Source organism: Bifidobacterium choloepi, assembly GCF_010667615.1.
In the GTDB taxonomy this organism is placed as follows: Bacteria; Actinomycetota; Actinomycetes; order Actinomycetales; family Bifidobacteriaceae; genus Bifidobacterium; species Bifidobacterium choloepi.
In genome coordinates this window covers 811,518-835,372 of the sequence record NZ_VYSG01000001.1, presented here as the reverse complement: position 1 = coordinate 835,372, position 23,855 = coordinate 811,518, and the positions used below count along the sequence as shown (strand labels likewise).

At 66.9% G+C, this 23,855-nt stretch carries 18 protein-coding genes, 4 tRNA genes and 1 pseudogene; 22 read left to right on the top strand and 1 reads right to left on the bottom strand.

Annotated elements, in window-relative coordinates; translation table 11 throughout:
- The first annotated feature begins 47 nt into the window (after positions 1-47).
- The 17 genes and pseudogenes from rplL (at position 48) to dapC (ending at position 16,425) form a co-directional block, all read left to right on the top strand.
- Positions 48-428 carry a 50S ribosomal protein L7/L12 gene (gene rplL, locus F6S87_RS03460; RefSeq protein WP_163227224.1) on the top strand — a complete coding sequence of 127 codons (381 nt, stop codon included), beginning with the start codon at positions 48-50 and terminating at the stop codon, positions 426-428.
- 321 nt (positions 429-749) lie between these two features.
- Positions 750-2,243, top strand: coding sequence for a variant leucine-rich repeat-containing protein (locus F6S87_RS03455; protein ID WP_196779075.1), 1,494 nt, complete (start codon positions 750-752; stop codon positions 2,241-2,243).
- A gap of 107 nt (positions 2,244-2,350) precedes the next feature.
- Positions 2,351-6,019 carry a helicase gene (locus F6S87_RS03450; RefSeq protein ID WP_163227567.1) on the top strand — a complete coding sequence of 1,223 codons (3,669 nt, stop codon included), beginning with the start codon at positions 2,351-2,353 and terminating at the stop codon, positions 6,017-6,019.
- Positions 6,016-6,225 (top strand): hypothetical protein, encoded by a 210-nt coding sequence (locus tag F6S87_RS03445; protein ID WP_163227222.1) that lies wholly within the window; start codon positions 6,016-6,018, stop codon positions 6,223-6,225. The genes F6S87_RS03450 and F6S87_RS03445 overlap by 4 nt, the downstream gene beginning before the upstream one ends.
- Before the next feature lie 54 nt (positions 6,226-6,279).
- Complete coding sequence (locus tag F6S87_RS03440; protein ID WP_163227221.1) at positions 6,280-6,477, top strand: FmdB family zinc ribbon protein; 198 nt, start codon at positions 6,280-6,282, stop codon at positions 6,475-6,477.
- Between the two features lie 307 nt (positions 6,478-6,784).
- Entirely contained in the window at positions 6,785-7,546 is a 762-nt protein-coding gene (locus tag F6S87_RS03435; protein WP_163227220.1) for an SAF domain-containing protein, read from the top strand.
- Positions 7,543-8,202, top strand: a pseudogene (locus F6S87_RS03430) (GNAT family N-acetyltransferase); the annotation flags it as partial. The gene F6S87_RS03435 and the pseudogene F6S87_RS03430, both read left to right, overlap by 4 nt.
- Positions 8,203-8,553: 351 nt before the next feature.
- Positions 8,554-9,981: a DUF2339 domain-containing protein gene (locus F6S87_RS03425; RefSeq protein WP_163227218.1), complete on the top strand. Its 1,428-nt coding sequence runs from the start codon at positions 8,554-8,556 to the stop codon at positions 9,979-9,981.
- A gap of 200 nt (positions 9,982-10,181) precedes the next feature.
- On the top strand, positions 10,182-10,475 hold the full coding sequence (groES, locus tag F6S87_RS03420; protein WP_163227217.1) for a co-chaperone GroES: 294 nt from the start codon (positions 10,182-10,184) through the stop codon (positions 10,473-10,475).
- A gap of 256 nt (positions 10,476-10,731) precedes the next feature.
- Positions 10,732-10,813 (top strand) — tRNA-Tyr (locus F6S87_RS03415).
- A 1-nt stretch (position 10,814) separates the two neighbouring features.
- Positions 10,815-10,886: transfer RNA gene (locus tag F6S87_RS03410), tRNA-Thr, on the top strand.
- A 4-nt stretch (positions 10,887-10,890) separates the two neighbouring features.
- Positions 10,891-10,964 (top strand) — tRNA-Met (locus F6S87_RS03405).
- Between the two features lie 55 nt (positions 10,965-11,019).
- Entirely contained in the window at positions 11,020-11,190 is a 171-nt protein-coding gene (gene rpmG / locus F6S87_RS03400) for a 50S ribosomal protein L33 (RefSeq protein ID WP_163227216.1), read from the top strand.
- Between the two features lie 155 nt (positions 11,191-11,345).
- Positions 11,346-12,590: an FAD-binding protein gene (locus F6S87_RS03395; protein WP_163227566.1), complete on the top strand. Its 1,245-nt coding sequence runs from the start codon at positions 11,346-11,348 to the stop codon at positions 12,588-12,590.
- A 433-nt stretch (positions 12,591-13,023) separates the two neighbouring features.
- Positions 13,024-14,709 (top strand): amino acid permease, encoded by a 1,686-nt coding sequence (locus tag F6S87_RS03390; RefSeq protein WP_163227215.1) that lies wholly within the window; start codon positions 13,024-13,026, stop codon positions 14,707-14,709.
- Positions 14,710-14,870: 161 nt separating this feature from the next.
- Entirely contained in the window at positions 14,871-15,194 is a 324-nt protein-coding gene (gene fdxA / locus F6S87_RS03385; protein WP_163227214.1) for a ferredoxin, read from the top strand.
- Between the two features lie 49 nt (positions 15,195-15,243).
- Positions 15,244-16,425 (top strand): succinyldiaminopimelate transaminase, encoded by a 1,182-nt coding sequence (gene dapC / locus F6S87_RS03380; protein ID WP_163227213.1) that lies wholly within the window; start codon positions 15,244-15,246, stop codon positions 16,423-16,425.
- A gap of 15 nt (positions 16,426-16,440) precedes the next feature.
- On the opposite strand, the gene dinB is transcribed toward dapC, so the two are convergent.
- Entirely contained in the window at positions 16,441-17,817 is a 1,377-nt protein-coding gene (gene dinB, locus F6S87_RS03375; protein ID WP_163227212.1) for a DNA polymerase IV, read from the bottom strand.
- A 286-nt stretch (positions 17,818-18,103) separates the two neighbouring features.
- Here dinB and F6S87_RS03370 point away from each other — a divergent pair.
- The 5 genes from F6S87_RS03370 (at position 18,104) to malQ (ending at position 23,821) form a co-directional block, all read left to right on the top strand.
- Positions 18,104-18,193: transfer RNA gene (locus F6S87_RS03370), tRNA-Ser, on the top strand.
- 384 nt (positions 18,194-18,577) lie between these two features.
- Positions 18,578-19,582, top strand: coding sequence for a D-2-hydroxyacid dehydrogenase family protein (locus F6S87_RS03365; protein ID WP_163227211.1), 1,005 nt, complete (start codon positions 18,578-18,580; stop codon positions 19,580-19,582).
- 175 nt (positions 19,583-19,757) lie between these two features.
- The gene (locus F6S87_RS03360) at positions 19,758-20,399 is read left to right on the top strand and encodes an IMPACT family protein (protein ID WP_163227210.1); all 642 of its coding nucleotides are present in this window, start codon (positions 19,758-19,760) and stop codon (positions 20,397-20,399) included.
- 378 nt (positions 20,400-20,777) lie between these two features.
- Positions 20,778-21,464, top strand: coding sequence for an AbrB family transcriptional regulator (locus tag F6S87_RS03355; RefSeq protein WP_163227565.1), 687 nt, complete (start codon positions 20,778-20,780; stop codon positions 21,462-21,464).
- Positions 21,465-21,649: 185 nt separating this feature from the next.
- Positions 21,650-23,821, top strand: coding sequence for a 4-alpha-glucanotransferase (malQ, locus tag F6S87_RS03350; RefSeq protein ID WP_163227209.1), 2,172 nt, complete (start codon positions 21,650-21,652; stop codon positions 23,819-23,821).
- The last annotated feature ends 34 nt before the right edge of the window (positions 23,822-23,855 follow it).

Here is a 23,855-nt window from a genome sequence, read left to right as displayed (position 1 = left end):
ACGCAATCCAGCAACGAAGACTCCGCCAGGAATGAAAGGAAGCCGTAATGGCTAAGTACACCAACGAAGAGCTCCTCGAAGCTTTCGGTGAAATGACCCTCGTCGAGCTGTCCGAGTTCGTCAAGCTCTTCGAAGAGAAGTTCGACGTCGAGGCCTCCGCTCCGGTCGCCGTCGCCGCTGTTGCCGGTGGCGCTGCCGCTCCGGCCGAGGAAGAGAAGGACGAGTTCGACGTCATCCTCTCCGCCGTTGGCGACAAGAAGATCCAGGTCATCAAGGCCGTGCGCGCCATCACCTCCCTCGGCCTGGCCGAGGCCAAGGCCCTCGTGGACGGCGCTCCGAAGCCGGTTCTCGAGCACGCCAAGAAGGAAGACGCCGAGAAGGCCAAGGCTCAGCTCGAAGAGGCTGGCGCCACCGTCGAGCTCAAGTGATGTCCCGCGGCTCGTCCGGGCCGCATGACGTGACTTGATTTCGGACGATTCGTCCGGGCAAGACATCCGAAATCCCCGCTGCGCTCCGCGCGTGCGGGGATTTCGCATTTTCGTTTCGAAAATCCGTTGCCGGTGCCCCTCGGCGGGATGGTAGCGTAGAATATTCGGAATGAGACCGGTTCGGCGCCGCCGTGCGCCGCCGCCGGCAAGCGAACGGCCGCCCGCCAGTCGGCGCGGCCATGAAGACGTGCCGAAGATGTATCGGCGGCGAGGACCGCCGAGGGGAGGAAGGCCGGCGTGAGCGGTGACCAGCGAACGACGATGAGATGGGTTATTCGTGTGGACGGCTCCGACGTGGCCAGCGTGGACGCCGGCCAGACGATCGAGATCGGCCGCAAGCCGATCCGCCCGTTGCCGGCGGGTCGCTATCCGCGCGTCGAGATCCTCGACGACACGCGCTCGATGTCGAAGCGCCACGCCGAGTTCTCGGTCAAGTCGGACGGCACGGCATTCCTGCGCGACCTCAACTCGACGAACGGATCGTACCTCGTGCGCACCGGCAGCGAACTGCGCCGGCTGCCCGTCGGCTCCGACTTCGCGCTGCGAAGCGACAGCGTGCGCATCCAGTTCGGCGACGTGCCGGTCGACTTCGTGCGCGTCGCCGTCCCGCAGTCGGACAGCGCCGTCTCCAACCTCTTCGACTACGCCACCGGCAATGCCGCCGGCAACGATTCGCCCGACATGTCGGTGGACACGATTCTCAACCTGCGCGCCGGCGAGCCGACCGACATCTTCGACGCCGGGTCCGTGCGCACCAGGGCCGCGCAGTTGCGCGCCGCCGAGCAGGAATCGTTCGCTCCGCTCGAGCTGCCGATCAATCCTCCGGCGCTCGTCGAGGACCAGCCGGACGCCAACCCCGAGGAGCATCCGCGCGACCTGTTCGCCGACGCCCACGACATCGCCGCCGGCAAGATGGAGGAGCCTGCGCCGCGCGAGGAGCCGTTCAAGCCCGAATACCACGACGGTCCGCGCCACAAGAGCCCGGACAGCGACGCGAACAGCCGCGAGCGCCTCGTCAGCATCCAGGAGATCGCGTCCGGCCGCCTGCATTCGGCGTCGCCGGACTACAGCGCCGTGAAGCCGGTCACCGGAACCCAGCAGCCCGTTGCCGCCGCCGGCCAGCCCGCGACGACCCCGGAGGAGACCGTCGCCGCCACGCCGGCGGAGCAGGCCGAACCGGCCGCGCAGGACAGCCAGCCGCTCGAGTCGACGCAGTCGTTCAACCCGCTGACCGACTTCAGCTGGCTCGTCGAGGAGCGCGAGACCGGGGCCGTGGACGGGGCATCGCCGGACGAATCGTTCCAGCGCAGCGCGGCCGAGGGAATGGCCGCTGCCGAGACGGCCGGCGAGAACGCCGCCGAGGACTACTCGCGCTTCCAGCGGCCGGCCACCGACGAGACCACCAACGAAACGGCGCCCGCCGCGGAAACCGCCGCCGAACCCGGCGAGGCCGGCTACATGCCGGCGTTCGAGGCCGGATCGGTCTTCGAGCGCATCACGGCCAGCGAGGCGGAACTCAACCGCGAGGTCGTCGAGGCCGGCGGCTTCACGTCCGACCAGGCGCGCCGCACCGACGACTACACCGAGCAATTCGAAATGGCGCGGCATCCCGAGCTGCTGCCGTTCCTGGCGATGAACCCGTCGCTGTACGAGGACCTCTACGCGTGGCTGGCGGCGCAGGGCAACGCCGACGTCGACGAAGCGCTCGGCCGCAACGCCGGCTACGCCGAATACCTGAAGAAATCTGGAAAGTGAGTGCGATGACTGAGCAGCCCAACGAGCCGGACTCCACCGGAACCGAGACGCCGGACGACGTCGAGGCGGCGCAGACCGTGGCCATGGAAGCCGACGACATCGAGAACATGGCGGGCGGCGGCAAGCGGACCGCCAACGTCGACGACACGAACGGCACGAACGAGTCGCTCGAGCGCCTGCGGTCCTGGAGGACCGATTTCAAGGCGAACCTGGCGCCGTCGCCGCTCGAGGACGTCACGCAGCTCAGCGCCAAGCTCGAGCTGACCGACGCCTTCGTCTCCGGCATCCCCGAACTGTTCATCAAGGGCAGCGCGCCGCTGCACAAGCTGTTCGACGACCGCAACAAGCTGAAGTCGGCGTCGCGGCGCATCGAGCGCGTGCTCGAGGACCAGGGCGCGAAGAAGCGCATTTCCGGCGTCGCCGAGCTGTCGCTCGTCGTCGGCGTGGCCATCTGGAAGGACTACCAGATGCCGGTGCTCGTCTACCCGGTGGAAGTGCGGCGCGACGGCAAGCCGGTCGAGCAGCACACGACGATCAAGTTCACCGGCCGCGGCCGCCTCAACGCGAGCTTCCTGGCCGCCATGCGCGAGAACGGCGTCATCCTCGACGAACGCGCGCTGTTCGACGGCTCCAACTACGCGTCCGGCACGCTCGAGAAGACGGCGCTGTTTGCGGCGATCACGAACGCCGTGCGCACCGTCCACCCCGACTTCACGATCGACAGCCAGCGGATGATCCTCGGCTGCTTCATGGACCCCTCGTCGCAGATCCTCGTGGAAAGCCAGCTCGTCATCGAGGAACTCGCCAAGGGACCGACCGGCAACCGCCTGCTTGACGCGCTGGCCGGCGACCGCGAATCGATCTACCGCCTGTCGCACGAGCAGCTGCCCGAATACAGCCCGTTCGACGGCGATCCGCACGCCGAATACGAGATCGGCGACGTCGACAACACCGTCCGCTACGCCGCGAACGCCGTCGCCGCCGGCTACTCGCTGTTCGTCGACAACGCGACGGCCGGCGACACGGCCGAGGAAGCCGCCGCGATCGCCTCGCGCGCGATCATGGCCGGCAAGTCGGTACTGTACGTGCCGTGCGTGGCGGAACAGAAGCGACGATTCTTCCGCGCCATGCGCGCCAACGAGCTCGAAGGCCAGGTCCTCGACGTCGCCGATCCGAACACGAACGCGGCGATCGACCACCAGCTCATCGCCGCCGTCGGCTTCCAGCAGGGCGTCGCCTCGGCCCGCTTCGACCAGCTCGCCGACGAACTCGTCGGCGTGCGCGCCCGCCTGACCCGCTACCTCGGCGATCTGCACGGCATCAACTCCACGTGGGGCGTCTCCGCCTACCAGACGATCCAGAACCTCGCCCGCATCGCCGAGCTGCCGAGCCATCCGGCCACGCACGTGAGGTTGTCAAAGGCCGTCGCGCAGGCGCTCAACCACACCGACCGCTCGATGGACGAGTGGGCCCGCAAGCTGCGGCGCGCCGGCGACCTCGGCGAGTTCACGCTCGAGCCGAAGGACACGGCGTGGTATCACGCGTCGATCTACACCGAGGACGAGGCGATCACCGCCTACCAGCGCGTCGTCGACCTACTGCAGCAGCTGCTGCCGGCGACGAGCGAGCAGGTCGCGACGACCGTCAAGACCTGCGGCTTCCCGGTGCCGACGACGGCCAGCGAATGGGCGCGCCAGGTCACCGTGCTGAAGAACCTGAGGCGCGTGCTCGACGTGTTCCAGCCCGAGGTCTTCGAGCGCGACATCGACTCGATGATCGAGGCGACGAAGCCGAAGCAGAACCGCAAGGCCGACGGCTCGTCGATGGGCTACTGGGAACGCCGCCGCCACGTCAAGGAAGCGAAGAGCATGCTGCGCGTCGGCGCGCAGGTCGAGAACCTGCACGACGCGCTGCTCGTCGTCAAGCGCCAGGCCGAGCAGTGGCGCATGTTCGTGCCGCACGGCGGCTGGCCGGTGCTGCCGCCGAAGCTCGACGAGATCATCGACACGCAGGAGGAGCTCGCCGCGAACATGACGGCGCTCGACGTCGTCCTCGCGACCACGCCGGACGGCGCCGACCTCGAGACGACCGACTTCAACGCCGTCGAGGCGCGCCTGCGCACGCTCTACGACGACAAGATCGCGCTCGACACGCTGCCGGAACGCTCGGTACTCGAGAAGGAATTCAACGAGGCCGGCCTCGGCGAGTTCGTCGCCGACCTGCGCGCCCGCCACGTCGCGACCGACGCCGTCACCGACGAGCTGCGGCTCGCCTGGTGGACGACGGTCTTCGACGACATCGTCCACAGCTCGCCGATCATCTCGAACCAGGACGGCTCCGTGCTGCAGACGGCCGCAGACCGGTTCATCCAGGTCGATACCGAGCACGTGCGCTCCGTCGGCCCGATGATCATGCAGGAATCGATGAAGCACCTGTGCGACCTGCTGTTCGCGAGGACGCAGGAAGCGAACATGCTGCACACCGCGCTGGCCGGCGAGACGAACGTCGCGCTGAGCCGCGTGCAGCACGACCATCCGGAGATCCTCGCCGCCGCCAAGCCGGTCATCATGGCCACGCCGGCGACGCTCGCCTCCGTCACGAACCCGGTGCCGATCGCCGACGTCGTCATCGTCGACGCGGCCGCCCACCTGCCGTCGATCCTGCTGCTGTCGGTGCTGTGCCGCGCCCGGCAGGCCGTCGTGCTCGGCCACCGCGAGACGATCACGTCGGAGTCGGTCAACACGCTCATCGACATGCTGCCGTCGATCGAGGTCGAGCCGCCGGCCACGCGCCGCGACCCGCGCGTCGACGAGTTCCTCACCGAACAGGGCTACGGCCCGATTCCGCACGCCGTCATGCAGCCGCGCGTCCAGGGCCACGTCGTCTTCCATCCGATCGACGCGAAGGCCGTGCCGCAGATGGGCAGCTCCGGCCTCGTCGAGTCCAGCCAGCAGGAAATCGACGCGATCGTCGACCTCATCCGCGAGCGCGCGAACTCGTTCACGATCGTGCCGGCCAGCTACATCCTCACCGTCGTCACGATGACGACGTCGTTCAGGATCCGCCTCGGCGCCGAGCTCAAGTCGCTCGCCTCGAAGAACGAGTTCCTGGGACGATTCCTCCGCCATGTGCGCATCGTCGACATCACCGATGTCGCCGGCGCCCATTCGTCCGACGTCATCATCTCGATGAGCTACGCGAAGACGACGCACGGCCGCCTGATGCAGCAGTTCGGCGTGCTCGACTCGGTCGCCGGCCGCGGCATGCTGCTCGACGCGCTGGCGCTGGCCGACCGCAACATCGACATCGTCTCGGCGTTCGGCCCGGCCGACCTCGACGATGCGCGCCTGCACCAGCCCGGCTCGAAGATGATCAAGACGATGCTGACGTGGGCCGAGGGCATCGCGTCCGCCGACCAGCTCGAGCCGGACGGCCGCGAGACGTCCGAGAACGTGCTGTTCAACGATCTCGCCTCGCGCATCCGCGCCCGCGGGCTCGACGTCGAGGTCGACTACGGCTTCGACAACGGCACGCGCATCCCGATGGTCGTCGGCGTCAAGGGCAAGCCGTTCGCGCTGGCGCTGTTCACCGACGACGCCCAGTTCATGGGCCTGCCGTCCACGCGCGAGCGTCACCGCCTGCTGATGCAGCGCATGGAGAGCCTGGGCTGGTCCGTCATGACGGTCTGGTCCGTCGCCGCCTTCGTCAACCCGGAAAAGGAAGTCGACCGCATTGTCGCCCGCCTGGGCGAGATCTACCAGGGGGTCCACCAGTGAGCGGCGAGCACGAATATTCGGCGACGCGCCGCACGAAGCGCGTCCACAGGCGAGTCGTGCTCAAGGGCACCGAGAATTTCGACGCCGACGGCGTCAAGCTCGAGCCGTCCGACAAGCAGACCGCCTCGCAGCGCTCCGACGACGACGACCGCCGCATCCTCGGCGAGCTTCCTCCGCATTGGGCCGTCTTCAGCGAGAAGGACTGAAGAACTGTCAGGGCGCCCGCTAGGATGTTGCTAGCGACAAACCGGGAGGAACTAGTGCCTAACTATCATTACCGTTGCAAGGCGTGCGGCTACGATTTCACCGAACACCAGGACTTCAACGACGCGCCGATCACCAAGTGCCCCGTCTGCGGCAAGGAGCAGGTGCACAAGGTCTACTCGTCGGTCCCGATCTCCTTCAAGGGCAGCGGCTTCTACCGCACCGACAGCGGCTCGTCGAGCTCGTCGAAGTAATCGCGGTCCCGCAGTTTTTAGCAGTTCCGCAGTTTTTAGCAGTTCCGCAGTCCTTTATTTGATGTCATGAACCCGAGCCGGTGGCTCGGGTTCATGACATCTCGCTGTTTTAGCCCTCTGGAGGGGGGGGCTGCCGAGCGTGGCGAGGCTGGGGGTCGACGCGAATGCGCGGCATTCGCCGGCGTCCGAGCGGAGGCCATGGGCCTCCGCGAGAGCGCCGAATACTCCCGGCGGTGGAAACGCACCCATTCGTCCACGGCCCCTTGAAAATTTGCGACGATTCCCGCGAGGGTTCCAGACTGGATGCATGGACAGGATTGGCAGTCTCAGGGACCGGCTCGGCGGCGCGGGCATGCGTGCCGGCGGGGCCGGGCATGGCGTGGCGGCGTGGCCGCGCCGGCATGTGCCGCGGCTCGGACGGCGGGCGAGGACGATGCTCATCGCGTTGTGCGCGGCGATCGCCGTCTTCGCCGCGATGACCGTCGTCACCGACGCGATCGGCGACGCGACGGCGACCGTCCCCGTCGTCGTGACGACGCGCCCGGTCTCCCGCGGCGAGTCGGTCGTCCCGCAGGCCCTGACCATCGCCGACGTCCCGTCGCATGCGGCCCTCGACGACGCGGTCGGCTCGCTCGAGGACGCCGTCGGCTCCGTCGCGAGAATCGACCTGCCCTCCGGCGGCATCGTCACCGCCGCGATGCTCGCCGACTCGCCTGCCGTGCCCGACGGCTACGCCGAGGTCGCCGTGACGCTGGCCAGCTCGACGGCCAGCCTCGACGTCGGTGGCACCGTCGCCGTCTCCGGCTTCTGCTCGGCGATCGCCGCGCTGCGCTCGTCGGCCGCCGATTCGTCCGACTCCGACGGCACCGGCGTCTGCACGATCGCCGCCGACGCCGTCGTCATCGCCCTCGGCGACATGACGGGGGAGGACGAATCGTCCGGCACGATCCGGCTCGCCATGCCGCCGTCCGACGCCCTCGCCGTCCTTGCCGCAGCCGACGCCACGCCGCTCGTCGCGATTGTTCCCTCGGAGCAAGAAACCGAACAGGATGGCACAATGGAACCGTGACTATTTTCCGTACGCTGTTCGGGGCCGGACACCGCCTGTCGCACCCGGCCATCGCCGTGCCGTCGTCGATCGATGCCCCGGCCGGCGCGCCGGCCATCCGCCTGCGTCCGCTCGTCGAGGCCGACGCCGACGAGTGGAGCGACGTGCGGCGCCGCAACGACGCGTGGCTGTCGCCGTGGGAATCGTCCGATCCCCAGCACGGCGCGCTGCTCTCGTTCAACGAATGGATCGGCCGCCAGCGCGAGGACGAGCGGATCGGCACGTCGGTCGTCTTCGCCATCGAGTTCGCCGGCCGCATCGTCGGCCAGATTTCGCTTGGAGCGATCAGCTACGGCAGCATGCGCACCGGCATCGTCGGCTACTGGATCGACCGCGAGTTCGCCGGCCGCGGCTTCACGCCGCTGGCCGTCGCGATGCTGTGCGACTGGGCGATGTTCATGCCCGGCGGTCCCGGACTGCACCGGATAGAAATCGACATCGTGCCGACGAACGACCGCTCGCGCCGCGTCGTCGAGAAGGTCGGCGCCGTCTACGAGGGCATCCGCCGCCGCTACATGTACATCAACGGCGAATGGAAGGACCACGAATCGTACAGCCTGCTCGCCGAGGACGCCGGCGCCGACGGCTTCGTCGGCCGCTACCTGCGCAACGCCGCGAACGATTCCGCCACCATGGACATTTCCGGCGTCCGGACCGGTACCGCCAGGGCCGCCAATGGCGTCATTGCCGAGCAAACCGACCGCGACACGCCCAACGTGACATTACCCACATTGGCGTGATTTCTTTTATTCTTGTGGACTATGGGTTACGAATCACTGAGCGCAATCACGGTATTGGCGGTGTTCGTCATCCTGTTGGCCGTCTGGCTTCCGCGCCGGACAGAGAAGGGCATGAAGCAGGTGACGAGGCATCGGGAGGACCGCTATTCGACCTCGCTGCACCTTGTGGACGCCCACAGTGGTACTTGTTTTTCAGATATCGTGACACCGAAGGCGAAGGGGGCCATCATGCCGGCAAATGACACGCATTCGGAGAAGAACCGCGCCTACGTCGAAGGGGTGCGTTCGCTCCGGCGCGCGGCCATCCGCCGTCGCCAGACGCTGGCGGCCGTGCTGGCGCTCGCCACCGTCATCGTCGCCGTGCTCGCGGTACTGCTCGATTTCTCGCTCTGGTATGCGCTGATTCCGCTCGCGCTGCTCGTCGTTGTGCTCGCGTTCGGCGTGCGCGCCGTCCGCCAGGCCCGCGAGTGGGAGCGCAAGGTCGCGCTCAGGCAGCAGCGTGCCGCCGAGCAGCGCAAGAAGGACCTCGCCGCCCGCGCCCGCTCGGTCGCCATGCAGCGTGCGCAGCGCGAGGCCGCCCGACAGGCCGCCGCGATGGCGGCCGGCCAGCCGCCGGTCGACGGCGGGGAAGCTTCCGGAATCCGGAACGATTCGTCCGGGAACCTCACCGCTTCCGAGGCCGCCCGCAACGAGGCGAGCACGGCCGTCATGGAGCAGCGCGAGATCCGCCGCGTCATCCGCGACGCGCAGCTCGCCAAGGCGCGCCAGATCGCCGAGCACCAGGCGCGGCTCGGCGCCGCCGAGGCCGCGGCCCAGCCGGTCGTCCAGAACACGCTCGTCGAGCACGTCACGGCGAAGAAGCCGAACGATCACGCCCAGCTCATCGTCCGCGAGGAAGAGAAGGTCGACGTCGACGGCGTCTCCTCGCCATCGTCGGACGTCATGCAGGCGGTCGACGGCCCGTCGACCGGCGAATCGAACGCCGTCGACCTCATCTCGTTCTCGCTCGGCGAGCCGCGCAACGGCGTCCAGGTCAAGACCGAGACCCCGCAATCGCTCGAGATCAAGTCCACGCGCCAGGTCGCCAAGGCCGTTCCGGTCAAGCCGTCGCTCGACCCGGTCGACGCCGACGGGCATTCCGCCGTCCATACCGTCGAGGACCCGGTTGCCGCGCAGGACACGGCGTCCGAACCGGACGAATCGTCCACGAGGTCCGAAACGGTCGAGGCCGAGCCGGTGGCAACCGGAACCGGCGACGGCCAGTCCGGTCGCGCGTCCGATGCCGACGACCGTTCCCGTGACGATGCCGCCGCACGGACGGACGGCGAGATGACCGACGAGACGGCCGAGGCGGCCGCCGAAGCCGCCGCCGTCGTCGACTCCGCCGAGGACCTCACCGACGAGCTCGCCGCCGTCAAGCCGCGCCGTACCGCCGCGGAAGCCGGCGATCGCCGTCCGGCTCGCCGCGGCGCCCAGCCGAACCGCCTGCAGCGCGAGCGCACGGCGCAGCGCCAGTCCAAGCCGCTGCGCGATGCCTCCTCCAGCGGCTCGGCGTTCCACGAGAGCGAGAGCTCCAGCGACGTCGACGCTCCGGACGCCTCGTCCGACTCCCTCGGCGTCAGCCTGGACAACATCCTCGCCCGCCGCGGCAACTGAGCGGCGCTGGCCGCCAGACGGCGTTCGCGGACAGCGACACGATTTTTAGCACTCGAGTTGGCGGAGTGCTAATTTTCGGGCTAGGATACGAAACTAGCGTGACCGGGATGGCGCGGCGAAGTGAATCGTCAGCCTCTTCCAAGCGGCAGCCCCCGCGCGGACTATGTACCAGAAGTCTCTTTCGAAAGAGGAGGTCCACAGTGTCGATTGCACTCACACCGCTGGAAGACAAGCTCATCATCAAGGTCTCGGAGCCGGAGACGCAGACCGCGTCCGGCCTGTACATTCCGGACAACGCCAAGGAGAAGCCGCAGCAGGGCGAAGTCCTGGCCGTCGGCCCGGGCCGTCGCGACGACAAGGGCGAGCGCATCCCGGTCGATGTCGAGGTTGGCCAGCACGTCCTGTTCAGCAAGTATGGCGGCACCGAGGTCAACTACAAGGGCGAGGACTACCTGATCGTCGCCGCCCGCGACATCCTCGCCATCCTGAACTGATATCGACCGATGGCGCCCGATGGCGCGATTGTCCGGAAAGCTCCCTCCGCGAGGGAGCTTTCCTCGTTTTCGACACGCCGAAACGGGGCTTTTTGCGGCCGGCGACGACGGCATCGGCACGATTCCCGCCGTCGTCACGAACGCCAGAATCGTTGGAAAATTAGGGCAACACGCCGAGACTTGCCAAAGTCCGGGAGCGCGTGGCATACTAGCCAAGTTGCCGGTTGAGGGGTCAGCCCCTCGGCAGGAAACAGTTGGCGGATTTCCCAAGCGGTCAAAGGGAACTGACTGTAAATCAGTCGCTTCGTGCTTCAGTGGTTCGAATCCACTATCCGCCACGCCTCGATAGCTCAGTGGTAGAGCACTTCCTTGGTAAGGAAGAGGTCGTGAGTCCGATTCTCACTCGAGGCTCTCTGGCGGGATAGCTCAGCTGGCTAGAGCGTACGACTCATAATCGTAAGGTCAAGAGTTCGAGTCTCTTTCTCGCTACAAAGGTCGGGGACCATCCCCGACGACCAGTCGATAACCACAAGAGGTGAATGAGATGGCAAGCAAGAGCGCCGACATCCGTCCGGGCATCACGCTCGCATGCACCGAGTGCAAGGAGCGCAACTACATCACGACGAAGAACCGTCGCAACACCCCGGACCGTCTCGAGCTGAAGAAGTTCTGCGCCCGCTGCGGCAAGCAGACCGTCCATCGCGAGACCCGCTGAGTGAGACTTCGACGAAAGCCCCGGCCAACCGGCCGGGGCTTTTGCGTATCCGGCGCAGGGAGCGAAGCCGCCCGCGAAGTTCCCCGCGACGTGCTAGAGATGAACGTATGACTATGACATCTGGAGATCTCACGACGTTCGCCGACATCACGACGATGGGTGTCGGCGGCGCCATCCGCACATTCGTCGAGCCGATGAGCCGCGTGGCCGTCATCGAGGCCGTCGAGGACGCCGATTCGAGGGGACTGCCGCTGTGCGTCGTCGGCGGCGGCTCGAACATCCTCGCGTCGAGCGACGCTTTCGATGGCGTCGTCGTGCGCGACGCCCGCCGTAACATCACGGTGCCGGACGAGGCCGCGCCGGTCGAGGGCGGCGACCGCACCGTCCACGTCAGTGCCGAGGCCGGCGCGAACTGGGACGACTTCGTCGCGTTCACCGTCGGCATCGGACTGGCCGGTGTCGAGGGGCTGTCCGGCATCCCCGGCACCGTCGGCGCGTCGGTCGTCCAGAATATCGGCGCGTACGGCCAGGAAGTCGCCAGCGCCGTCGAGTCGGTCGAGGTCTGGGACCGCGAGGCGAAGAAGACGATGGAACTGGCCGCCGCCGACCTGAAGTTCGGCTACCGTTCCAGCCTGCTCAAGTCGACGATGTACTCGGCGCCTGGCGTTCCGGCGGACAGGTTCTTCCCGACGCCGCGCTACGTCGTGCTGTCGGTCACGTTCGCGCTGCAGCATGCCGTCACCGGCACCGTCGGCTACGCCCAGCTCGCGAAGGCGCTCGGCGTCGAGCTCGGCGCCGCGATGCCGATCGCCCGCATCCGCTCGGCCGTCCTCAAGGTGCGCGCCGCCAAGGGCATGCTCGAGGACGCCACGCGCTATCTCAATCCGGCCATGCAGTCGACGAAGCGGCAGGCCAACATCGACGAGGCCATCCGCGAGCAGGAAGCCCACCGGCTCGAGGACGACGGACGGCAGGCTTCGGACGATCCGTCCGCCGCGCGCATCGCCGACGGCATCGCGCTCGGCGAGGGCTATGTGACCGACTGGAACCGCCACAGCTGCGGCAGCTTCTTCATGAACCCGATCCTGTCCGCCGGCGACGCGGCCAGGCTTCCGGACGACGCCCCGCGCTTCGACGCGACGCTGCCCGACGGCACCGCCGGCGTCAAGACGTCGGCCGCCTGGCTCATCGACCACGCCGGCTTCCACAAGGGCTACAAGGTCGCTCCGGACGCCCGCGCCTCGCTGTCGACGCTGCACACGCTCGCCCTGACAAACCGCGGCGGCGCCACGAGTGCCGACCTGCTCGCCCTCGCCCGCGCCGTCCGCGACGGCGTGAGGGCCAAGTTCGGCGTCACGCTCGTTCCCGAACCCGTCTTCGTCGGCCTCTCTCTCGACTGACGCCTGCTATTTCATGCCGCCCTTTCCTCCATGTCGCGAGCCCGGGCCGGAAGCCCGGGCTCGCGACATGCGGGAAAGGGCGGTTCGCTCACGACGAACATTCCGCGCCTGTCCAAATTCTCGCGGCGAGTCCGTGGCGGGCGAATCGTCCACAATATGAAGCCCCCTACGGCCGCAACCGATGACGCTTCCGGCCGTCTTGCATGCACTTTTCCGCCGTTTTTGCAAAAAACATGTCCACTATGTAAAAAGGCACTGCCGGTTCCAAGCAAACTGGACCATAGTGAATATTTTGTAAAATATAACTTTGCTCGCGACATGCCAGTTATCCGTGCCCAAAAGGCCTCCCGCTGACCCATCGGTGTGCTCCTGACGAAGTGAACCGAAGAGAACATCCTTCCTGCCAACACAGGGATCTAGAGAGAGGATCACCGTGCAGATTTTCCGTACCAAGTCGGTGGAGCAGACGCTCGCCGCCACCGAGGAGGAAGGCCACAAGCTGGTCCGCACCCTCGGCTGGTGGGACCTCGCCGTCATGGGCGTGGCCGTCGCCGTCGGCGCCGGCATTTTCTCGGTCGGCGCGCAGGCCGCGGCATTCCACGCCGGCCCCGCCGTCATCATCAGCTTCATCATCGCCGGCGTGGTCTGCGGCGCCGCCGTCATGTGCTATGCCGAATTCGCGACGCTGATGCCCGTCGCCGGCTCCGCCTACACGTTCACCTACGCCACGCTCGGCGAGATCATGGCCTGGATCATCGGCTGGGACCTCATCCTCGAAATGCTGATGGCCAGCTCCGTCATCTCGAAATACTGGGGCGTCTACCTCGACGACTTCATGCGCCTGATGGGCCTCAACTTCAGCACGACGCTGCAATTCGGCTCGTTCACGTTCGACGTCGCGCCGGTCGTCATCGTCGCGTTCTTCACGGCGCTGCTCGTCGTCGGCACGAAGATCGGCGCCCGCGTCGACGGCGCGATGACGGTGCTCAAGATCGGCATCGTCCTGTTCGTCGTCGTCGTCGGCTTCTTCTACGTCAAGTCGAGCAACTTCACGCCGTTCATCCCGCCGTCCGAGGCGGCCAGCGACTCGACGAGCTCGATCATGAGCCAGCCGCTGTGGCAGTGGGCGACGGGCCTCGAGCCGTCCGTCTACGGCATCTCCGGCATCCTGTCCGGCGCCGCGCTCGTGTTCTTCGCGTTCATCGGCTTCGACGTCGTCGCCACGGCATCGGAGGAGACGAAGAACCCGAAGAAGAACGTGCCGCTCGGCATCGGCGTCGGCATGGTGCTCATCATCCTGCTGTACGTACTCGTCGCCATCGTCACGACCGGCATGGTGTCGTACAAGCAGCTCGCCGCCGTCGGCTCGCCGTCGCTCGCGACCGCGTTCGAGCTCGTCGGCGCCGACTGGGCCGCCAAGATCATCTCGTTCGGCATCGTCGTCGGCCTGGCGACCGTCGTCATGGTGCTGCTGCTCGGCCTGACCCGCGTCGTCTTCGCGATGAGCCGTGACGGCCTGCTGCCGCGCGGCATCTCGAAGACCGGCAAGCACGGCACGCCGGCGAGGCTGCAGATCGGCATCGGCGTCGTCGTCGCGCTGATCGCGGCCTGCTTCGACATCGACGTGCTGTCCGACATGGTCAACATCGGCACGCTGTCGGCGTTCACGCTGGTCGCCGTCGCCGTCCCGATCATGCGCAAGAAGCGCCCGGACCTGCCGCGCACGTTCAAGATGCCCGGCAATCCGTGGCTCCCGATCCTCATCGCGCTGGCCAACCTGTGGCTCATGCTCAACCTGTCGGTGCTCACGTGGATCCGCTTCGTCGTCTGGCTCGTCGTCGGCATCGTCTTCTACTTCGCGTACGGCTACCAGCACTCGAGGCTCGGCACCGGCGAGCTCGACAGGGAACTGGCACGATTCAACCGCGAACACGGCGTGACTTCGACCCGCAGGAAAGCCGTCCCGGCCGTGGCCGGCGCTTCCGCCGGTGGCGGCACGGCCTCTGCGGCCGCCGAAGGCGCGGCCCTCGCCGCCGATCCGGCCTTCGACATCGCCAGCGAACTGACAGGCCAGCCCGCCGCCAACTTCGCTCCCGACGCCCCGACCGAAGACAAGTGATTCTTCCCCTTTCCCGGGATTCCTGAAATGTCGCAAACCCGGGCTGCCAGCCCGGGTTCGTGACATTCTCGTGTTTTGCCAGCTCGGGGCGGGGGAGTAGGCTGGAGAGTAACTGTTTTCAGGGGATATCCATTTTCATTGGACGCACAAGGAGGGAACCGATGGCCTACGTGATTGCCGAGCCATGCGTGGATGTCAAGGACAAGGCCTGCGTGGACGAATGCCCGGTGGACTGCATTTACGAGGGCGTCCGCTCGCTGTACATCAATCCGAACGAATGCGTCGACTGCGGCGCCTGCGAGCCGGTCTGCCCGACCGAGGCCATCTTCTACGAGGACGACCTGCCCGAGGAGTGGGCCTGGTACAAGGACGCGGCCGTGAACTTCTTCGCCGAAGTCGGCGACCTCGGCGGCGCCTCCGCCGCCGGCCCGATCGGCAAGGACCCCGAGCGCGTCGCCGCGCTGCCGCCGATGAACCAGAACTGAACCGACCCGATCCCCGCTCCCGCGGGGATCTTCCGTATAAGGAGACTTCATGGGATTCCAGCCGTTTTCCACGCCGTATGACTGGAGTCGCGTGGCGCATTACAAGCGTGTCGCGCGCAATTCGCAGGGCGGACTGATCGACCTGTCGGTCGGCTCGCCGGTCGATCCGGTGCCGGACAGTGTCCGCAAGGCCCTCGCCGTCGCGTCAGACGACGCCAACGCGAACGGCTATCCGGCGACGGTCGGCACCGACGACCTGCAGCTCGCCCTGCACGACTGGTTCCGCGACGTGCGCGGCGCCGACCTGGACGCCATCGGCGCGTCGGTCGTGCCGACGGTTGGCTCGAAGGAGGCCGTCGCGCTGATGGCGAGCCTGCTGGGCCTCGGCGACGGCGACGTCGTCGTCCAGCCGCGCGTATCGTACCCGACCTACGAAATCGGCACGCAGCTGGCCGGCGCCACCGTGCTCAAGGTCGACGACGTCGCCGACGTCGCGTCGTGGAAGGACGTGCCCGGCGTCAGGGCAATCTGGGTGAACTCGCCGAACAACCCGACCGGCGACGTCTATTCGGCCGCCCGGCTCAAGGCCATCGTCGACGCGGCCCGCGCGATCGACGCCGTCGTGCTGTCCGACGAATGCTACGCGATGATGACGTGGACGAAGGCCAACCGCGACGCCGTCGCGCGGGCCGCCGTCGACGGCGGGGAAGGCCGCGCCATCCGGCCGTCGGCCTGCGCGCTGCAGCCGGACGCCTGCTCCGGCTCCGCCGACCACGTCCTCGTGCTGTATTCGCTGAGCAAGCAGTCGAACATGGCCGGCTACCGCACCGCCTGCATCGCCGGCGACAAGGCGATCATCGGCCCGATGACGGCCGTGCGCAAGCAGATCGGCGAGATCGTCCCCGGCCCTGTCCAGGCGGCGATGGCCGCCGGCCTGCGCGACGGCGTCGCCGTCGAGACGCAGTTCGCCCGCTACTCGGCGCGCCTGCTCGAGCTCGTCGGCGCGCTGCGCGCCCACGGCTACGCCGTCGACATGCCGCAGGGCGCGCTGTATGTCTGGGTCAAGGCGAAGAGCGGCGACTGCTGGACCGACATGGAGGCCCTCGCGCAGCTCGGCATCGTCCCGAGCCCCGGCGAGTTCTATGGCGCCCCGGACTACCTGCGCTTCTCCGTCACCGCCACCGACGACGCCATCGGCCAGGCCGCCTTGCGCCTGTCGACCTGGGAGTGACATCCGGCGGGGCTTTCATACGCCCAATTGCGCGCTGCCGTTGCCGAATTTCCTGCGGATGGTGTCGAGCGCGGCCTCGGCGTCGCGCAGGCGGTCGGTCTTCGATTCGGCGTGATGGAGAGTGCGATGGGCGCCATGCGTCGCCTCCGAAGCTCCCGGTGCGCCGGGCAGCTTCGCCGTGCCGGCATTGCCGGATGAATCGTCCGGCATCATGTCGTCGAACGACAGCTGGACCGCCGTCGTCGCCGCGTCCGACAGGCCGGAGACGGAGACGCCGGCGAGCCGTACGGCGCGGCGCAGGCGACTCGACGACGTCGCCTCGCCGGCGCCGCTTTCGGCGGACGGATCGTCCATCATCCCCGTCATCGCCCCGAACAGCTCGACGGCGGCCGGGAAGATGGCGGCGGCCGAGTCGACCGGCGCCGCCAGCGTGTGCGAGCGCGTCCGGTAGCTCAGGTCGGCGAACCGCAGCTTGACGGTGACGGTGCGGCCGACGAGCCCGCGGCGTCGCAGCGACGACGCGACCCGCGACGCGCACCAGCGCAGCAGCGACGTGACGGTCGCCGCGTCGCGCGTGTCCTCGTCGAACGTGCGCTCGGCGCCGATCGACTTTTCCGGCGTGAACGGCACGACCGGCCGGCTGTCCTGGCCGCGCGCCGCGAGAAACAGCCCGTGCGCCGACGAAGCCGATCCGGTGATCTGCCCGATCTGCTCCTCGGTGAGCTTCGCGAGGTCGGCGACCGACATGACACCCCAGCCGTTCAGCCGCTTCTCGAGCGCCGGCCCGATGCCGGGAATGCCGCGCAACGGCATCATCTGCACGAACTCGGCGTGCCGGTCGAGCGGGATGAGCAGCATGCCGTCCGGCTTCGCGTTCGTCGACGCCATCTTCGCGACAAGCTTGTTGCCGGCGATGCCGACCGAACAGGTGATGTTGAATCGCCGGGCGACCTCGGCGCGCACCCACCGCGCGATCGCCGTCGGCCGCTCCCACTGCCGCAGCGCGCCGGCGACATCCATGTAGCATTCGTCGACCGACACCTGCTCGATCCGGTCGGTCACCTGGCCGAGGATGCCGTGGAAGATTTCGCGGGACACCTGCCGGTAGTAGGCGCCGTCGACCGGCAGGAACACGCCGTCGGGGCACAGCCGGTGCGCCGTCGCCGCCGCCATCGCCGAGTTGACGCCGTAGCGGCGCGCCTCGTAGCTCGCCGCCGACACGACGGCGCGGTTGCCGGTGCCGATGATGACCGGCCGCCCCCTGAGCTCCGGATGCCGTGCGATCTCGAGCGACGCGTAGAACGCGTCCATGTCGATATGCAGCACCGTGCAGCCACGCTCGTCGTGGCCCCAGTCGCGTTTCGCCGCCGCGTTCCTCGGTGCCGTACTCATGCTCTTCAGTATAGAAGAAACCGCCCGGAAAGTGAACAAATGTTCGAATGATTCGCACATCATGTCCGCCTGCACAGTGCGGCCTATCCTTTCTCCCATGTTGCAATCCCGTGATCCGGTCACGGGATTGCGCTGGGCGGGGAGATTCCCGTGCCCGGGAAGGAAGATGGCGGCCGGAGAGGAAATTCACCGGATTTTCGTGAATGGGGTGTTTCGCGGGCAAAAGCATGGTATGCTCTAACACTGTTGCGCTGTGTGACGCACGCGCGACGACAATCCAGGACTTGGAGTCATGCCTGAGTGGCCGATAGGGGCACCCTGCTAAGGTGTTAGTCGTGTAAACGGCTCGAGGGTTCGAATCCCTCTGACTCCGCCATTTGCGAAACGGCTTGCCGGAATCGGCAAGCCGTTTTTCGTTGTTCTGCCCGATATTCAAGAGGCGGAATCGGGGGATTCGGCCGCTCGGGTCGAAATGGTTGGAAAGAAAAATATGGGAAAGTAGTGGAAGCGGAGGTACGCCATTGTCCGCCGCCTCTGGTCAGAGAATTTACTCTCATTGCCAAAAAATCACAACCAGCCACACAAAACCTGTACATCCGGTGAACAATCGTCGAATTGGTGGGGTTGACTGTTGGCTGAACATTGGCTGAAAACGGCGGAATCGTGCCGGTTTTTTCCGTCGAAACAATTCCGGAACGTTGAAATGGTCGACGTTCTGCGTTTCTCCGTCAGCGAACGAAAACGGGGCTACAGTGAGGCCATGACTGTTATCTACGAAACGCAACAGGACCGCACGGATCTCCCGCTGGTGGTGATGCCATGCGTGATGAAGGGCATGATCGAGCCGTTCAAGCAGTGGTTCGGCATGCTGGACGGCGTCGCCCGGCTGAAGATGTACGAGGACTTCACGTACGACGAGGACGAATTCGTCAAGCGGTGCGCCGGTGCCGAGGCCGTCATTGTCATCGGATTCCACATCAGCGACAACGTGCTCAGGCAGCTGTCCGGCCACGTCAAGTGCTTCGCGTTCGGCGGCACCGGCGTCGCGAGCTTCATCGACCTCGACGAGGCGAAGCGGCTCGGCATCCGCATCTGCAACGTCGTCCACTATGGCGACCACGCCGTCGCCGAGTTCGCCGTCGCGCTGATGTTCGAGCTCGCCCGGCATGTCGGCGAGCTCAACCGCGAGACGCACGAAGGCGTCTGGGACACGCAGACGCATGCCGGCATGGAACTGTGCGGCAAGACGCTCGGCATCGTCGGTCTTGGCGGCATCGGCCAGACCGTCGCGAGGATTGCGCAGGGGATCGGCATGAAGGTGACGGCCTGGAAGTCGCCGACGTCGAAGAAGGATTACGCCGCGCTTGGCGTCACGCCGATCGAGGACCTGTCGCGACTCATGGCAACCGCCGACGTCGTCTCGATCAACCTGCCGCTGCTGCCGGGCACGAAGGGCATCGTCAAGAAGGAGCACATCGACGCGATGCGCCCCGGCACGATGTTCATCAACACGGCCCGCGCCGAACTCGTCGAGCCGGGCGCGCTGCTCGACCGGCTGGAAAAGGGCGACATCGTCGCCGGCCTCGACGTCTACTACCAGGAGCCGCTGCCCGCCGACAGTCCGCTGCTCAAGCTTGGGAACGTCGTGCTGACGCCACACGTCGCCTGGCGCTCCGACGGCGCCTACACGAGCCTGACCAAGCAGGTCATCGAATCGATCGCCGCCTACTTCAAGGGCGACCGCTTCAACGTCGTCGTCGGCTGAGTCGTCCGGCATGATTGTCGCGGTCCGGTCTGGTCTGCCACGCCACCGGTGACAGCGCCCGTGCGGCGATGCCAGCCCTGCCGTTCCACGAAGGAGAACTGGGGAGGCGGAACCGGATCGGGTAACCGGCCCGTGAACCGCGCCGCTATTCCCCATGCCCGCTAGTGTTGACGGCATGAGGACAGTGACGAACACGGCGGACGAGCCGGCGCATGACGGCTTTGTCGAGAAGAAATCGGAGTTCATCGGCGATGCGGCCCATGTGGGCGACATGGACGAGGCGCTGCTGTTCGTCGAGTCGGTGCGCGAGCGGCATCCGAAGTCGAGGCATGTCGCGTTCGCCGCGCTCGTCACGGACGCCGACGGGCGCGTCATCGAGCGCATGAGCGACGACGGCGAGCCGTCTGGCACGGCCGGCAAGCCGATCCTCGACGTCCTGCGCGCCAACGACCTGACGGACACCGTCGTCACCGTCACGCGGTACTTCGGCGGCATCCTGCTGGGGTCGGGCGGCCTGATCCGCGCCTACTCGACGGGCGCGTCGCTCGCCGTCAAGGCGGCCGACGTCGTCGACATCGTGCCGTGCCGGCGGTTTTCGGTCACGCTGCAGTACCCGCAGCTCGGCAGTTTCCAGAATCTGCTCGCCACGCTCGGCGGTCGGCAGGACTCTGCCGACTTCACCGATGTCGTGATGTTCCACGGGCTCGTCCGGGACGAGGATTATGCGACATTGCAAGCCCGGACGACTGATTTATTCAATGGGCAGGTGGCCCTGGAGGCACTGGACTTGGTGAATGAGGGTGTTGGCCGGGAGTGAGGTTCGCACTTTTTGACCGGGCATTTGGAAAGTGCGAAGGCCGGTGGCGCATATATGGAGCCAAGGGACGCGGCAAAGAGACAAAATCCCTGAGATTCCGGGATTTCTATACGGGACAGGATCAGGAGGACTTCGCACTTTTCAAATGCCCTCCCGGGAAGTGCGAAGGCACTAAGATAGACAACCATGACAGACGAACAGAATCAGGTCGAGGCTGCCGGGGAATCCGCGCGTGTCGGGGAAAATGATGGCATGATGGCGGCCAACCAGGCCTTCCGGCTGGCCGACGAGCCGGCACAAGTGGCCAACGAGGCGGCACAGGTGGCCGACGGGGCTGCCCAGGCGACCGAAGACGAGATTGTCGCCGACGACGAGGCGATGATGGAGGCGGCCGACGAGGCCGAAGCCGACGGGGAAGTGGCCGAAGCCGGCGAGCAGGCCGCCAAGGCCGCCGCCGAGGAGGACGTGCCGGAGCAGAAGTTCGAGGCGCTGACGGTGACCTACGAGCGCCTGCGCCATTCGACCGACTCCGGCGAGCTGCACGAGTTCGCGCGGCGCCCGCTGCCGGACCGCGCCGACCAGGCGGCGTTCTCGAGGGCTACGGCACTGCTCGAGGCCGTCGCCGGCAACCTGAACACGCCCGAGGAGGACCGCGTCTTCCTCGGCGAGACGATGCCGTTCCCGAACATCCTCGTCAAGCTCTCCGAAGACCCGTCGGCCGTCGTGCGCAAGGCCGTCGCCGGCAATGTCGACGACAAGAACTGGCTCGTTGGCCGCCTGACGAAGGATCCCGACGCCGACGTGCGCGACACCGCGCTGAAGAATCCGCAGACCAGCTGGAAGATGCGTCTCGAGGGCGCGCAGAATCCCGAGTGCGACGCCGAGACGCTCGACTTCCTCGCGCAGTTCGGCGCCGAGGAGGACTCGAAGGCGCCGAAAGTCCTCGCGACGATGGTGCGCCGCGCTGTCGCGCTCAACCCGAACACGTCGGCCGAAACGCTCGCCCGGCTCGCCAACGACCGCGAGTCCGACGTCTCCAGGGCCGCCGCCTCGCGTATCGGGTAACCGGGGACGCTCCTGGATGTCTCGGATGCCGCAATCCCGGGACCCGATCCCGGTATTGCGGCATCCAGGAGCATCCAGTAAGGAGTGGCCCGGGGAACAATTCTCCCAAAATTTCACTCACAGCGTGTTCTACTGTGTGGTTTCAGTTAGGTTTCCGGCGCCCGAACCGTCTACACTTTTACGGTATGACAACTACTGAGCAAACGGAATCCCCCGAGCGTCTCGCTCGTCCCTTGGTCCGACTGGCCAAGATGCTGGGCGTGGGGACCAGCTACATGGGCATGTCCCATGACTACCACGAAATCGACGATGATGTCCTCGTGGCCATCCTGGCCGCGCTCGGCGTGGACGCCTCCACGCCCGAGGCCATCGAGTCCGCGATCGAATCGATCCTCGCGGAGCAGCGCTCCCACATCGTCGACCCGACCGTCCTGCACGTCGTCGGCGAACCGAGCGAAGTCGAGGTCCGCGCTCCCATCATGGACGTGCCGGTCGCCACGCTGACGCTCGAGAACGGCGCCCCGTACGACGGCGAGCTCAAGATCGTCGCCGATCCGGACGCCAAGGCCCATTCGGTCAACGGCGAGTTCATCGGCACGTCGATGCTCGTGCTGCCCGACGACATCCCGGTCGGCTACCACACGCTGCACGTGACCGCCGGCGACAAGGCCGAGGACGCCACGCTGATCTCGGCGCCGTCGCACATCGACATGATTCCGGAGCTCGAGGACGGCTCCCTGTGGGGCTGGATGGCCCAGGTCTACTCGATCCGCTCCGAGCGCTCGTGGGGCGTCGGCGACTTCGAGGACCTGCGCTACATGCTGACCGAGGCGAAGCGCGACACCGACGCCGACTTCATCCTGATCAACCCGGTCCACGCCGGCGAACCGGTCTCGCCGCTGACCCCGTCGCCGTACCTGCCGGTCTCCCGCCGCTTCGTCAACTTCACCTACATCTCGCCGGAATCGATCCCCGAATACTATTCGCTGTCCGACGAGGCGAAGGCCGAGATCAAGCAGCTGCACGACTCCGTCGAGCCGCTCGACCACGACGCCGAGCTCATCGACCGCGACGCCATGTGGCAGGCCAAGATGCGCGCGCTGTGGATGATCTTCCAGGCCGGCATGCCGGACGACCGCAAGGCCGTCTTCGACCAGTACAAGCTCGACTGCGGCGGCGAACTCGAGGCCTACGCCACCTGGTGCCTGTGCTACGACAAGTGGGGCGCCCCGACGACCGATCCCGACAACTGGGAGAACAAGTACACGAAGGATTCGCCCGAAATCCAGGCCATCCGCGAGCAGTTCCCGGACACGCTTGAGTTCTACCGCTGGCTCGAGTGGATTGCCACCGAGCAGCTCGCCGGCGCGCAGGCCGCGTCGCGCCAGTCCGGCATGAAGATCGGCCTCATCGCCGACATGGCCGTCGGCGTGCACCCGCAGGGCGCCGACGTCTGGTGGTATCCGGAACGATTCGCCAACGGCGCGACCGTCGGCGCCCCGCCGGACATGTTCAACCAGCAGGGCCAGAACTGGAGCCAGCCGCCGCTCAACCCGGTCGAGCTCAAGAAGACCGGCTACAAGGTCTACCGCGACATGGTCCACGGCATGTTCAACACCGCCGGCGCCGTGCGCATCGACCACATCCTCGGCCTGTTCCGCCTGTGGTGGATTCCGGAAGGCAAGACGCCGGTCGACGGCTGCTATGTCTACTACGACCACGACGTCATGCTCGGCATCCTCGCGATCGAGGCGAGCCGCGTCAACGGCGTCGTCGTCGGCGAGGACCTCGGCGTCGTGCCGCCGTACGTCACGAAGGCCCTCGGCGACCGCGGCATCTTCGGCTGCGCCGTCGAGTGGTTCGAGCAGATGGACGGCGTCTTCACGCCGCCGCAACACTGGCGCAAGTACGCGCTCGCGACCGTCGACAACCACGACATGCCGCCGGCCGCCGGCTACCTCGAGTACGAGCACGTCAAGATCCGCGAGCGCCTCGGCCTGCTCGAGGGCGACGGCTCGGCATTCCGCCAGTCCGCCGAGCTCGAGCACCAGGCGATGCTGCAGATGCTGTGCGACGAGGGCTTCCTCGACCCTGCCATGCTCGAGGACGAGGCCGCCAACGAGAACGAGATCGTCGCCGCGCTGCACCGCGCGCTCAAGGCGGCCCCGTCGAAGCTCAAGGCCGTCGCGTTCGTCGATGCCGTCGGCGAGAAGCGCACGCAGAACCAGCCGGGCACGAACAACGAGTACCCGAACTGGCGCATCCCGCTGGCCAACGGCAACGGCGAGCCGGTCATGCTCGAGGAACTCTTCAAGCAGCCCGGCATCAAGGAACTCAGCGCCATCATGAACGCCTGATTTCCGGCGCCTCTCCTTCGGCCCGTTGGATGGC

Coding starts and splice junctions, on each gene's coding strand:
- rplL (WP_163227224.1), top strand. CDS start 48: ATGGCTAAGTACACCAACGAAGAGCTCCTCGAAGCTTTCGGTGAAATG.
- F6S87_RS03455 (WP_196779075.1), top strand. CDS start 750: ATGAGATGGGTTATTCGTGTGGACGGCTCCGACGTGGCCAGCGTGGAC.
- F6S87_RS03450 (WP_163227567.1), top strand. CDS start 2,351: ATGGCGGGCGGCGGCAAGCGGACCGCCAACGTCGACGACACGAACGGC.
- F6S87_RS03435 (WP_163227220.1), top strand. CDS start 6,785: ATGGACAGGATTGGCAGTCTCAGGGACCGGCTCGGCGGCGCGGGCATG.
- F6S87_RS03425 (WP_163227218.1), top strand. CDS start 8,554: ATGCCGGCAAATGACACGCATTCGGAGAAGAACCGCGCCTACGTCGAA.
- rpmG (WP_163227216.1), top strand. CDS start 11,020: ATGGCAAGCAAGAGCGCCGACATCCGTCCGGGCATCACGCTCGCATGC.
- F6S87_RS03395 (WP_163227566.1), top strand. CDS start 11,346: ATGGGTGTCGGCGGCGCCATCCGCACATTCGTCGAGCCGATGAGCCGC.
- fdxA (WP_163227214.1), top strand. CDS start 14,871: ATGGCCTACGTGATTGCCGAGCCATGCGTGGATGTCAAGGACAAGGCC.
- dapC (WP_163227213.1), top strand. CDS start 15,244: ATGGGATTCCAGCCGTTTTCCACGCCGTATGACTGGAGTCGCGTGGCG.
- dinB (WP_163227212.1), bottom strand. CDS start 17,817: ATGAGTACGGCACCGAGGAACGCGGCGGCGAAACGCGACTGGGGCCAC.
- F6S87_RS03365 (WP_163227211.1), top strand. CDS start 18,578: ATGACTGTTATCTACGAAACGCAACAGGACCGCACGGATCTCCCGCTG.
- F6S87_RS03360 (WP_163227210.1), top strand. CDS start 19,758: ATGAGGACAGTGACGAACACGGCGGACGAGCCGGCGCATGACGGCTTT.
- F6S87_RS03355 (WP_163227565.1), top strand. CDS start 20,778: ATGATGGAGGCGGCCGACGAGGCCGAAGCCGACGGGGAAGTGGCCGAA.
- malQ (WP_163227209.1), top strand. CDS start 21,650: ATGACAACTACTGAGCAAACGGAATCCCCCGAGCGTCTCGCTCGTCCC.